The 12,282-nt window shown below is 65.8% G+C and carries 9 protein-coding genes; 6 read left to right on the top strand and 3 right to left on the bottom strand.

The genetic code is table 11. From position 1 onward, the window contains the following. The first annotated feature begins 62 nt into the window (after positions 1–62). Complete coding sequence (locus PRtIB026_RS16150) at positions 63–377, top strand: hypothetical protein (RefSeq protein ID WP_203646506.1); 315 nt, start codon at positions 63–65, stop codon at positions 375–377. Between the two features lie 108 nt (positions 378–485). Here PRtIB026_RS16150 and cobF read toward each other — a convergent pair whose 3' ends face one another. Then, complete coding sequence (gene cobF, locus PRtIB026_RS16145) at positions 486–1,235, bottom strand: precorrin-6A synthase (deacetylating) (RefSeq protein ID WP_203646507.1); 750 nt, start codon at positions 1,233–1,235, stop codon at positions 486–488. A gap of 64 nt (positions 1,236–1,299) precedes the next feature. After that, the gene (locus tag PRtIB026_RS16140) at positions 1,300–2,589 is read right to left on the bottom strand and encodes an OprD family porin (RefSeq protein WP_084942878.1); all 1,290 of its coding nucleotides are present in this window, start codon (positions 2,587–2,589) and stop codon (positions 1,300–1,302) included. Positions 2,590–2,935: 346 nt separating this feature from the next. Here PRtIB026_RS16140 and PRtIB026_RS16135 point away from each other — a divergent pair, with 346 nt between their 5' ends. The 3 genes from PRtIB026_RS16135 to PRtIB026_RS16125 all read left to right on the top strand — a co-directional run bounded on the left by PRtIB026_RS16135 (position 2,936) and on the right by PRtIB026_RS16125 (position 4,369). Next, the gene (locus PRtIB026_RS16135; RefSeq protein ID WP_186713382.1) at positions 2,936–3,292 is read left to right on the top strand and encodes a histone-like nucleoid-structuring protein, MvaT/MvaU family; all 357 of its coding nucleotides are present in this window, start codon (positions 2,936–2,938) and stop codon (positions 3,290–3,292) included. 206 nt (positions 3,293–3,498) lie between these two features. Beyond that, a complete protein-coding gene (gene gloA, locus PRtIB026_RS16130; RefSeq protein WP_203646508.1) occupies positions 3,499–4,026 on the top strand; it encodes a lactoylglutathione lyase in 528 nt (175 codons plus the stop codon). Between the two features lie 97 nt (positions 4,027–4,123). Continuing rightward, positions 4,124–4,369 (top strand): hypothetical protein, encoded by a 246-nt coding sequence (locus tag PRtIB026_RS16125; RefSeq protein ID WP_203646509.1) that lies wholly within the window; start codon positions 4,124–4,126, stop codon positions 4,367–4,369. Positions 4,370–4,484: 115 nt separating this feature from the next. Here PRtIB026_RS16125 and mnxG read toward each other — a convergent pair whose 3' ends face one another. Further along, positions 4,485–10,334, bottom strand: coding sequence for a manganese-oxidizing multicopper oxidase MnxG (mnxG, locus tag PRtIB026_RS16120; RefSeq protein ID WP_203646510.1), 5,850 nt, complete (start codon positions 10,332–10,334; stop codon positions 4,485–4,487). Between the two features lie 649 nt (positions 10,335–10,983). Between mnxG and PRtIB026_RS16115 the strand changes: the two genes are divergently transcribed. Together PRtIB026_RS16115 and PRtIB026_RS16110 are read left to right on the top strand one after the other, a co-directional pair. After that, positions 10,984–11,127 carry a hypothetical protein gene (locus PRtIB026_RS16115; RefSeq protein ID WP_181427902.1) on the top strand — a complete coding sequence of 48 codons (144 nt, stop codon included), beginning with the start codon at positions 10,984–10,986 and terminating at the stop codon, positions 11,125–11,127. A gap of 49 nt (positions 11,128–11,176) precedes the next feature. Then, positions 11,177–12,238, top strand: a complete 1,062-nt coding sequence (locus PRtIB026_RS16110) for a 3-deoxy-7-phosphoheptulonate synthase (protein ID WP_203646511.1) — start codon at positions 11,177–11,179, stop codon at positions 12,236–12,238. The last annotated feature ends 44 nt before the right edge of the window (positions 12,239–12,282 follow it).

The raw sequence follows: 12,282 nt of genomic DNA, 5'->3' as shown, positions 1-12,282 counted from the left end.
CACCTCGATTGCGGCCTGCGAGGGCTAGACTGCGCCGAGGAACGATTGCCCGGAGACCCGCCATGGCCCGCCTGCCCCTGACTGCCCTGCCCTTGCTGCTGACCTGCGCCCTGCCGGCCTACGCGGAACCGCCCAAGGGCGGCCAGGGTTGCATCGATGTGCAGGTGGGCCAGTCACGGGCCCTGGCCTATGACTGCCTGACCCAGCAGCTGCAAGGCACTGATCCGCGCGCCGCCAAAGGGCTGCGCGAACAGCTGGATCCGGCGCGGCAGATGCAGCGCAAGGCGCCGAACCAGATGGGGTTGGCGACGCCGGCGGCGACGTCGACGCGCATGGGTAATAGTTTTGGCAGTTCGGTGGTGCCGCAGCGGCCTTGATGGGGTTGGCGGTGGATCGGCGGTGCCAGTGAGATCGAGCGCCGCGCGGGCGGCGCTCGATCTCATAGGCGCTGCAACTCTCCTGTCAAACACCAACCAACCCAACCACTACCCCTCCCTGCGCAACAGATAGGTATCCATGATCCACCCCTTGCGCCGCCGCGCCTCCTCGCGCAACTGCACGATGCGCGCCTTCACCGCCAGCAACGGCCCGCTGACCAGCAGCTCGTCCGGCGTGCCCAGGTAGGCGCCCCAATAGATCACCAGTTGCGGGTCGTCCAGGGCAGCAAAGGCGCACTGGCCGTCGAGCATCACCAGCACGTTGTCGATCCGCGCCTGTTCGCCCAGGCGTCGACCCGGCAGCACGGTCAGCGGCTCGCCGATGCGGTTGAGAGGGATCTGGTGGCGGGCGGCCAGGGCCTGGATGCTGCTGATGCCGGGAATCACCTGCAAGGCCAGCGCCACGCCGCGTTGGCGCACCAGGTCGAGAATGCGCAAGGTACTGTCGTACAGCCCGGGCTCGCCCCAGAGCAGGAAGGCGCCGATGTCATCGGCGCCCAGTTCATCTTCGATCAAGCGGGCATACAGCGCGGCGCGCTGGACGTGCCAGTCCTGCACGGCACCGACATAGTCCGGCGCCTGGCCGTCCCGGCGCGGGTCTTCGACCTGCACCAGGCGGTAGCCGCCCTCGGGCCGGTAGCGCTCGAGGATGGCCCGGCGCAGGCGCACCAGTTCATCCTTGTCGCTGCCCTTGTCGAGGACGAAGAACACCGTGGCGCGGCGCAATGCCTCCACCGCCTCATAGGTGACCTGGCGCGGATCGCCCGGCCCGATGCCGATCAGAAGAAGCTGTTTCATCGCCTGCCCTGCCTGGTTGCCGATGGTCATTGTCGACCGACCACCGGCCCTTTGGCAAAGCGGCTCAGAAGATCGAGAAGTTGTAGCTGACGATGACCCGGGTCTCGTCCATGTCACGCGCCCACTTCTCGTAGTTGCTGCGGTAGGTGGAGTTGCGCAGGCGCACGCTGACGTCCTTGAAGGTACCGGACTGCACCTGGTACTTCAGCTCGCTGTCGCGTTCCCATTCCTTGCCCTCGGCATTGCTGCCCGGGACCTTGACGTTGTCGCCGTTGATGTAGCGGGTGAAGAAGGTCAGGCCGGGCACACCCAGGGCCTTGAAGTCGTAGTCGTAGCGCACCTGCCAGGAGCGTTCCTGGGCGGCGGCGAAGTCGTTGACCTGGGCGTAGTTGACCAGGTACGGGTTGCTGCCGTCGAGGTACGGCATGGCGCTGTCGCCGTACATGCGCTGCCAGCCGGCGCTGAGCTTGTGGCCACCGAGGCTGTAGCCGAGCATGCCGCTGAAGGCACGATGGTCGATGTGCCCTGCGCGGGCGTTGCCGATATCGTCGCTCTTGATCAGCCGCAGGTCGGCCGACAGCGTGCCGACCTCCAGGGGCTGGCTGGCGACCAGGCCGAGGAAGTGCTGGCGGTAGATGTTCTCGAGCTTGGAAACCTGGTACTGGGCGCTGACCCGCTCGTTGACGCGGTAGTCGACACCAGCCAGGTCGAAGTGGTCGGCCTCGATGTCGCAGGCGTAGCGCTTGTTCTTGCAATGCACGCGGATGTCCTGGCGATCGGTGGAATCCCGCGCGGTGTACTGGTTCAGGCGCGCCAGGGTGAACTTGAGGTCGCGCACTTCCTCGGAGGTCAGCCAGGCACCGTGGAACATGGTCGGCAGCAGGCGGCCGTCGTTGTACTTGAGCAGCGGCACGTCCGGCATCATCGAACCGTACTTGAGCACGGTGTTGGACACTTTCACCTTGCCGGCGACGCCCATCTTGGCGTACTGGTCGGCAGAGTGACGCGGATCGTGGCCGGAAGACGGCAACAGGCCGCTATTGCTGTCGGCGGGGCTGGAGTCGAGTTTGAAACCGACCATGCCCAAGGCATCCACACCAAAGCCGACCGGGCCCTGGGTATAACCGGACTGGACATTGAGGATAAAGCCCTGCGCCCACTCTTCGCGTTTCGACGCGCCCTGTTTGGAACTGCTGTGGCCGTCACGGAAGTCCCGATTGAAATAGACATTGCGTGCTTCGACCTTGGCACTGCTGTCTTCAAGAAAACCGGCGGCCTGGGCGTTGACACCGGCACACAGGAAGAACAGGCCGGCAACTCGGCGCCCGGGGGCGAGGGGGAAAGGGGCAAACATGCGAGGGAACATCCAAAAGAAAGGCGAAAAACCATCCGGGCAGTCATCTGCACCGGCACTACGCGATGAACGAATACACTTCGACCATCATCCATAATTTTCCAACAATGGCTCTAGCCCGCGCCATGGGACCATGGTCTAAGGCGTTTGGCAGGGTCTTTTCGAACAGCGCGCAAAAAACCGGCAAAGTTCCCGACTAATTGATTGAAAGTTTGCTGTTTACCCCCTTGCGAGCGACTACTACACTCTCGCTTAGCGAACAGCTTCACCCATCCCCGTGGCCGGCGTTCAGTCTGGTTTCATGTTCGTCACGTCCCGCCACGACAGACTTACAGGAGTGATGACAGTGTCCAGACTTGCAGAGTTTCGTGCTGCCGAAAAAGCGCTCAAGGAACAGATGGCACAACTGGAAGCGCTGAAAAAGGATGCCGGCCTTAAACGCGAAATCGAATTCGAGCAGAAACTAGTCGGCCTGATGAAAAGCTATGACAAGAACCTGCGCGACATCATCGCCATCCTCGATCCGAAGGCCGTGAGCCGCGCCCCCGCGCAGGTCAAGCAGCAGCGTCGACCACGGGTGGTGAAGGTCTACCAGAACCCGCATACCGGCGAGCGGATCGAAACCAAGGGCGGCAACCACCGTGGGCTGAAAGCCTGGAAGGAACAGTACGGTGCGCAGACGGTGGAAAGTTGGGTGCGCTGATGAAACCTCGACACCCGCTTCACACTTTTTTCACATGCGCAGGCCCAGTATCGAACCAGCTAAAGGACTAGCGACCCCATCACGCGCCCGCACATGCGGGCCTCTAATTCCGGCGCCCCGCACTCGTGCGGGGCGCTTTCATTTGCGCTGAAGGCTGACTTCCGTATCATGATCCACCTGTTTTAGGCCCCGATTCTGGAGTACCCATGAGCCTGCACGATCTGCAAACCCTGCCCGGCGTTACCGCCCAGCCGGACACCGCCACCGCCCAATTCGTGTTCAACCACACCATGCTGCGGGTCAAGGACATCGAGAAGTCCCTGGACTTCTACACCCGCGTCCTCGGCTTCCGCCTGGTGGACAAGCGCGACTTCCCCGAGGCGGCCTTCAGCCTTTACTTCCTGGCCCTGGTCGACCCGGCGCAGATTCCGGCCGACGACGCCGAGCGCCACCAGTGGATGAAATCCATCCCCGGCGTGCTCGAGCTGACCCACAACCACGGCACCGAGAACGATCCCGAGTTCGCCTACCACAATGGCAACACCGACCCGCGTGGTTTCGGTCACATCTGTATTTCGGTACCGGACGTTCGTGTTGCCTGCGCCCGCTTCGAGGCGCTGGCCGTACCGTTCCAAAAACGCCTGGAGGATGGCCGCATGAACCACCTGGCCTTCGTCAAGGATCCGGACGGCTACTGGGTCGAGATCATCCAGCCGACCGCACTCAAGGACTGACCTTCGTCGGGTCGCGCTCGTCGGGCCGGGAACTCCCGGCCCCTCGCTGTGGTATCTAGAAGGAACGCCTGTTCCCAGCCACAGCGAGGTAAGGACGATGCAAACCCTTCACTGTGAATACCGCGACCACACCATCACCGCCAGCGTGATGCCCCACCCCGACTCGCCCCTGCCCTACGCGGCCGGCTGCGTGATCACCGATCCCGCAGGCCATAGCAGTCGACGAATCTCGATACCGATGAAGTTCTTCGCCGACCTGGACAATGCCCAGCATGTGTCCCTGGCCCATGGCCGGGCGCTGGTTGACCGGCAACTGGACCAGGCTGACCAGCGGGTGTTCTGAGTTGGGGCCACCCGCGTCCCTTTGAATCGCGTTGCGTCACGCCAGCGTCTGGCGCTGTAACCCTACCGGCAAATACCGGGTGGCCTCCCTGTTGCCAAGAGGCCACCCGGTTCATTCACTGCGCCGGCGCCGTGGCCGGCGGCGCTTCGTTGGTCACCCGCAGGATCCCCCACAACCCCGAGGCATTGCCATAGGCGGCATAGTCGCGGAACAGATAATCCCCCGGCACCGCATTGGCGCCCCCGGCGCTGGGCAGCATGAAGCTGAAGTGCGCCGCCGGCAGCACGCTCTCCTGCGCACCCACGTACATTGCCATCGGGTTGTAGCCGTAACGCACCGAGCCGATGCCTGGCAAGCCCATGGGGTAGCCGTGCACATCGCTCTTCTCGGCCTGGTAGTTGTGCAACGGCCACAGATGCCCGTCGAGCTGGTAGGTGATGCCGCGGCTGCCGCCGCTGGGCATCAGCACGTGACTGCGCGCAGGCTGGCCCGGCTTGGCCCAGAGCACCGGGGTCTGCGGATCGCCGCCAACCAGGGCGTTGCTGTAGGCCATATGGGCGTTGGGCACATCGGCGAAGCCAAAGCCGTCGGCATGGCCGAACGGCGCGTCCGGCGCCAGGCCGAAGCGCAGCCACAGCGGCTCGGTCTTGTAGTTCATCGCCATGTTGCCGTTGTCCTTCGGATCACCAGGCACGCCATTGCCCTCGGTGGCGATACCCTCCACCGGCCGGCCATCGGCCCAGCGCATGTTCAGCGAGCGCTGCCACACGGTGACGAAGTCGCGGTAGTCCGCCTGACCACTGATCTTCACCGTGGCCTGGGCGCGGCTGGCGTTGTCCTCGGTCCAGGTCGCGCCCTGCGCCAAGACGCTCATGGCGCCCACCAGGCCTTTCTGCGGCTGCTTGATCACATCCGCCGGGGTCAGGTTGAGGCCGCCGAACTCGATGGCCGTGGTGTTGATGTTGTCCACCGTTCGGCCCAGCTGCAGCACAGGCTTGCCTTCACGCTCCAGGTGCCCGGCGTAGTACTGGTACACCCGGCTCGGGTAGGCGCCGCTGGTGCCGGCGCGCGGCGGCACGGTCTGCACCGGGTTGAGGCCGACGTTGACGCCATCCGACTTGGTGATGTCGTAGGCCAGCAACTGCGCATGCAGGCCGACGTGGCTGGACGGGCGCATCAGGTTGTTGTTGAACGCCGTGGAGCCCTCGCCGCCGGCCCGGTCGCGCTTGACCACGTTCTGCATCACCGCGGTGCTGGGCAGGTCCGGCATCATCAGCGGCAGGCGGTTCTCCAGGGTGATGCTGATGCAGTCGCCGGCATTGGCGCGCAGCACCAGGGGCTCGACCGGCACGCCGGCCTTGAGCTTCCCAGTACTCGCATCGAGGTCGGCCTTGCGCACGTAGAGCACCGCGGTCGGGTCGTGCAATGGCGAGCTATGCCCGCCGACGGTGAAGGTCGCGCCGTCCTCCTCGTCGGTGACCGTGGCCATGGGGATATCGACCTTGCGGCTGTTGAACACCAGGGTGCCGCCATTGGCCTTGAGCGCGCCGCCCACGTGCTGGCCGATCCCGGCCGGGTCGCTGATGCTGACCCCGTGGCGATTCTCGAGGATGTCGTTGGCCAGGGCCGCGACGATCTCGTAGCTGCGCTTGACCGTAGGCCGGGTGCCGATGCCATTGGCGTTGGCCGTGGTTTTCGGGCAGATGCCGTCGAAGTTGACGGTGTTGCGCATGGCCACCGGCTGCGGGTTGTTGGGCAGGGCGAACAGGTCGGCGCGCTGGGCGGTGTAGTTGCGCATGATGCCCCAGATGCCGTTCCAGTAGCCTTCCAGCGCGGCGTCCAGCGAGTACAGGTAGTCGCCATTGGTGGCGGCGGAGCTCGAGATCATCGACACCGGCGCCATGAACCCGAGCTGCTCGGAGATGCCCACCATCTGCGACGATTTCCACCCCGAGTTGGAGCTGTTGCCGAAGCCTGAACCGTTCTGCAGCCACTTCACGCCGTGCAGGGTGACGTTGTGCTCCTCCTCATGGCCACCGGCGTGCATGCGCAGGCGCACGTTGTCGCCGGAGTAGGTGCGCAGCAACGGCGTGAACGGGTCACCCGGCTCGCTGCCCTTGTTCACGTGCGGCGGGAACAGCGTGGTGCCGCCGGTGGGGCCGGTGGCCTGGGTGATCGCCGAAGGCGCCAGGTTCATCGCCGGGATGGCGCGGTCGGTGCGGCTCTGCATGGCGTAGGCCAGGTCGCCGCCCAGGCCGTCGGCCTGCATGCCGCGCTTGCCGTCCGGGCCGACCTTGTTCGGGTCGAACACGCGCAGGGCCAACGGTTCGTTGCGGTAGTTGACGACGAACATGCCCGGGTCATCCACCGAGATCGCCTGTGGGCACGGCCGGGTCGGGCAGCCCGGGCTCAGCCCGCCACGGGACTCGACCACCGACTCGAGCAAGTTCGAGGCTTTCTGCCGCACGGGCGGGTTGATGGCGTAGCGGAAACTGTCGGCGGTGGCCGGGTAGGCCTGGCCGTCCGGTACGCCGTTGGGGCCGGCGCCCACATACACGCCAGCTTCATAGGCGTGCTGGAAGTCGCTGTACTCGAGGAAGAACTCGCGGTAGCTGTCGTTTTTGCCGTCGCCGTCATGGTCGCCGGTCTGGATCACCGCCTGCCACGAGGTCGGGCCACCGTCCTGACGGGTGGCCGGGTTGTACAGCTGCTCGCCGGTCTCGGCGTGGTACCAGGTGGAACCGGCGGGCTCGGCCAGCACGGTCGCGTACAGCCCCAGTTGCTGGTGGGTCGATGGGCCGAGGTGGTCATGGGTGAAGATGGTGCCCAGGCCACGGTCGACGTTGTGCACGTTCACCAGCGGGTCGGCGAACCAGCGCTGCATGGCGCTGCGCGCGCCGAGCCAGTCGGCCCGGCCAAAGCGCCCGAAGTACGGATGCTGTTTGGCTTTCGGGCACGCGGCAGTGCCGTCGCGGGCGTCGCCCTCGGTGCAGTTGTTGAAGCTGCGGATGGCATGCACGCGCTCGACCACGCTACCGGGCGAGAGGATGCCGTCCTCGTAGTTCCAGCCATTGGCCGAACCGTCGGCGGCGGTCAGGTCCCACTTGGGCAGGTGGATATGCTGGCCGATCACGTCGGTCGGCGTGCGCACCTGGTAGTCGTCCATCTCGTAGAACGACGGAATCAGGTTGGTGTGCACGTACTGGGTGCAGTCGAAGGTGTTCATGCGCATCACCAGCGGCTCCGGCGGACGCTGCTTGGTGATCACCGGCCAGGCGTCCTCCCACAGGGCGAGGATGCGCGCCTGCGGGAAGTGGTAGCCGACCTTGTTGTACACCGCGTCGAACTGGATGTTGGCGGCCTTGTAGATACGCGGGCGGTCGGCGGTGAAGGTGGACGAACCGCGGAAACTCATGCCGCTGAGGTTCTCACCGCTGAAGAACTCGCCGATGCCCGAGGACTGGGTCAGGCGCTTGCCACGGTCATCCATGCACGGCTCGTAGAACGGCGCCCCTGCCGTGGGCAGCGCGCCGTTGGTGCGGAAGGCCTTGGCCACCGGCGCGCTGCCGGGGATCAGGGCAAAGCTCGGGTGCTCGGCCTTGGCGTGGAACTGCATGGCGGCCTGCTCGACCTCGGTGCCCTCCTCGGGCAGGTAGATCGGCTTGGCCTTGTGCACCACCTTGGAGAAATCCAGCTTGGTGGTGGTGGTCACCGCCTCGCCGCCGGCCGATACGCCGTCCAGCGCGTGACGACCGAGGCCACCGTCCCAGCCGTCGACCTGGTTGGGGTCGAGGTTGGCCCACAGGGCCTTGCCACTGTCCTTGAGCTGGCGAGCCAGGGCCGGGTCGAGCATGTCCAGCGGCGGGGTTGGTGGGCGCTGGCCGACGCTGCTTTCCATGCCGCCGATCCAGAACGGGTAACCAGGGTTCTTCAGGCTGCCGTCGGCGTTGCGGTTAGTCTCGCTGCGGTCGACCAGGGCCAGGGAGCCGACCGCGCGCGGGGTGGCTGGCACGTGCGGATGGTCGTCGCCCTCCTTCTCTTCGTCGTCATCTGCATGCCCGGCGACCAGGGTCTCGGACAGCTTGGGCACCACGGTGACCTTGCCCGGCATAGGCGCCATGGCCTTGCCCGGCAGCGGCACGATGGCCGGGATCGGCGTGCCGGCAATGATCTCGCCGTCCGGCAGCGCCCGGGCGCCCTGGGCCGGCTTGCCATTGCGCAGGGCGAATGGCGTGCTGTGGAAGCCGTTGGCGCCCTCGCCGCTGACTTCCAGGCGGGTACCCGGCTCGAACACATCGTGCACCCGCCACATGGCCCACATGCCCTGGGCGAAGTGCGGGTAGAAGTGGCAGTGATAGATGGCGTCGCCCGCCACCCGATTGCGGTTGCCCGAGCCACCGTTGGCGATCTCGTAGGTGTAGCCCACCCCCGGGCCGATGCCCTGGGCGTCGATGTAGTCGGAGTTGTCGTCGTTGGGGTTGAACAGCCACTGGTGCCCGTGCAGGTGGAAGATGTGCTGCTCGTGGCCGTTGTGGGTGTTGCGGAACTTGGTGAAGTCGCCGATGTAGCTGTGGTGCACGTTGGCGGGCTCGGCCGGGTACAGGGCCATGGTCGCCTTGACCCCGGTAGCGCTGGCCGGCGGCGTCTGGCCAGGGCGGATGTTCTCCAGCCCGACGTTGGCCGGGATATCCACCAGGGTGCCGATATCGCCCACGGTGTGGGCACTGAGGAAGAACTCTTCATAGGCGCATGACAGGCAGTCGTGCATCGGCCCCACGCCCAGACGGTTGGCCACCACCTCGGCGCCCATGCCACCGGAGCCGTAGTTGATCATGAACGAATCGCGGGTCGGCTCGAGCACATGGCCCATGACCGGGTCCGCCCAGTAGGCGGGGAACGCCTGGGTCGCGGCCACCTCGTCGGCGAATTGCGAGGCGAAGTCGCGGAAGGCCTCCAACCGATTGGGCAGCGCCGGGTTGCGCTTGCCAACGCTTTCCAATGGGTAGGTGCTGGCCGGGAAGCTGCCGTCGGGGTTGGGGCCCATGACGATGGCGTCGGTCTCGCTGCTGAGGATCTCGTTACCATCGAGCATGGCGATGATCGGCTTGCCGGCCTTGCCCTCGGCGATCCACGGCTCGGCGTTGGGGTAGCGGGCCTGGTAGTCGATCACCGGCTGGCCGGTGGCCGTGCGCCCCGTGGTGGCCAGGCGCATCTCTTCCTCGGTCAAGGTGTTGCGGTAGGTACGCCCGGCCTTGGGCACCACCACCACCTGGCCGAACAGGCCGTTGGCGACGTTGCCGGCGCCGCCCTGGCCGCCGAAGGTGGCGCCCTGGCTGGTGACGGCGAACGCGCCTTCGCGCTCGGCGTACAGGGTGTAGCTGCGGGTGCCGCCCGGAGCGACCAGGAAGTTGCCGTTGCGCCCGGTGTTGGCGGCGATGTCGCCGATGCTGTTGACCGCCTGCAGGCCGTTGACCTGGAAGCCGACATGGCGGTCGGTGACCTGCTCGTCGGCAACGAAGTGTTCGTCACCCTCGTTCTCGACCTCGGCGCCCTCTTCTTCCTCGCCTTCGACTTCGGTTTCGTCGTGGTCGACGCCGTACTTGTTGGGGTTAGCCTGGTAGGCCAGCAGGTTGGTCAGGTTGACCGTCAGGCAGTCACCGGCGGCGACCCGCAGCACGATCGGCCGCGGGCGCTTGTCCGGGCGCAGGGTGACCTTGCCCGGTACCGCGGCGCCGCCCTTGCTCAAAGGCACCCGGTGCTCGTCCACCACATCGTGGCGCAGGGCGTACATCATGCCGTTGGCGTTCTGCGCACCGAGGCGGTTGAACATCAGTGGCTGATCCAGCGCCACCACGTTGGCCACCAGCGTGCGCTGGCACTGCACCGCGGCTTCGCTGGAGACCTGCCAGCCCAGCAGGGCCAGCAGGAAGGTGGACAGGACCGGGCCTTTGCGAGGGGTCGACATGGGGCACCTCCGGGGACACAGGGATACTGCGGGGAGGTGAGCAAGGCTTGTGCCATGAATTTAATTGTTGTTTATCAAGTGCTTGAGAGAAATAGAAAGGATGAGCTGGGCGCTTTCACCCTTAATTGGGGGGCTTTGCTGGAACAGCGTGGGAGCAAGATCTCTGTAGGAGCGGCCTTGTGCCGCGAAAGGGCTGCACCGCAGCCCCGGCGTTCTTTGCAACAACGCTGAAATCCCGGGGCCGCTACGCAGCCCTTTTGCGGCACAAGGCCGCTCCTACAGGTTGGCGTGGTACCTGTGTGCCGCTCCCACGCAATCGAATCGATAGCATTTAGTGATTGAACACGCGCGCAAAGGTACAGTAAGCTCGGACCCAATCACTGGAGAGCAACATGTCGAAACAAACCCGCAACCACGCCAACCACACCGGTCGCTCCGCGCACCGCGTGCTGGCCGTTGCCGGTCGTAACGCCGTTGCCAGCTTTTATTTTGGGTATTGGTTTAGCCACTAGGCGCCGATGACCCATCCGGCGCCCACCTTCGAGGGGCCGCCGAACATGAGAATACTCAAACCCCCGGTCGGCTCCCCGACCGGGGGTTTTGCTTTTCCGGGCCCACGAAACACACCGATTACCTTGAGGACAGCGTCATGAACTACACCACCTACTACCGCACCTATGCATGGCGATTTAGCCAGTTCCGTTCGGGCCAGCCTGCCGCCTCCGTTCGGTCGATTTCCGGTGGCAATGCCGCACAGACACCCCATTTGACGATCAGTCGAACACCTCGATAGGGCCGACGACGCGGGCCAGAACCCGCCGTCCGCCCAGGGAAAAAACGCCATGCAAGCCTCGAACCTCGCCCTGCCCCTGACCCAGCCGCACGCTGCCAACACCACCGTCAGCCAGCGCCTGCCCAGCCCGCACCTGCTCAAGCAGCAGATGCCGCTGTCCAGCGAACTCACCCAGCAAGTCCACGCGCACCGCCAGGCGATCCGGGCCATCCTCGAAGGCCGCGACGAACGTCTGCTGGTGGTGGTCGGCCCCTGCTCGATCCATGACCCGCGCTCGGCCCTCGAATACGCCGACCGCCTGGCCGCGCTCAGCCGCGAAGTCGACGACAAGCTGCTGCTGGTGATGCGCGCCTACGTAGAGAAGCCGCGCACCACCGTGGGCTGGAAAGGCCTGGCCTACGATCCGCACCTTGACGGCAGCGACGACATGCACGCCGGCATCGCCCTGTCCCGCGGCCTGATGCTGGGCATGCTCGAACGCGGCCTGCCGATCGCCACCGAGTTGCTGCAGCCGATGGCCGCCGGCTACTTCGACGACCTGCTGGGCTGGGCCGCCATCGGCGCACGCACCACCGAATCGCAGATCCACCGCGAGATGGTCAGCGGCCTGGAGCTGCCGGTCGGCTTCAAGAACGGCACCGACGGCGGTATCGGCATCGCCTGCGACGCCATGCGCAGCGCCGCCCACCCGCACCGCCACTTCGGCATGGACGCCCAGGGCCACCCGGCGATCATCGAGACGTTGGGCAACCCCGATACCCACCTGGTGCTGCGCGGCGGGCACAAGGGTCCGAACTACGACGCCCAGAGCATCGCCCTGGCCCGCCAGGGGCTGGCCAAGGCAGGTCTGGCGCCACGGATCATGGTCGACTGCAGCCACGCCAACAGCGGCAAGGACCCGGCGCGCCAGCCGGTGGTGTTCGAAGATGTGCTGGCCCAGCGCCTGGCCGGCGACCGTTCGCTGGTCGGGGTGATGCTCGAAGGTCACCTGTTCGATGGTTGCCAGGCCCTGGGCAAAGGCGCGCTGAAGTACGGCGTGTCGATCACCGACGGCTGCCTGGGCTGGGACGCGACCGAGGCCCTGCTGCGCGAGGCTGCCGCACGCCTGTAAGCCTGCATGGCAAGCCTTGCGAGACACGGCACGAACAAGTGCGC

It is taken from the genome of Pseudomonas sp. RtIB026, assembly GCF_016861355.2.
GTDB lineage: Bacteria > Pseudomonadota > Gammaproteobacteria > Pseudomonadales > Pseudomonadaceae > Aquipseudomonas > Aquipseudomonas peradeniyensis.
This window is presented reverse-complemented; position numbering and strand designations above follow the sequence as displayed.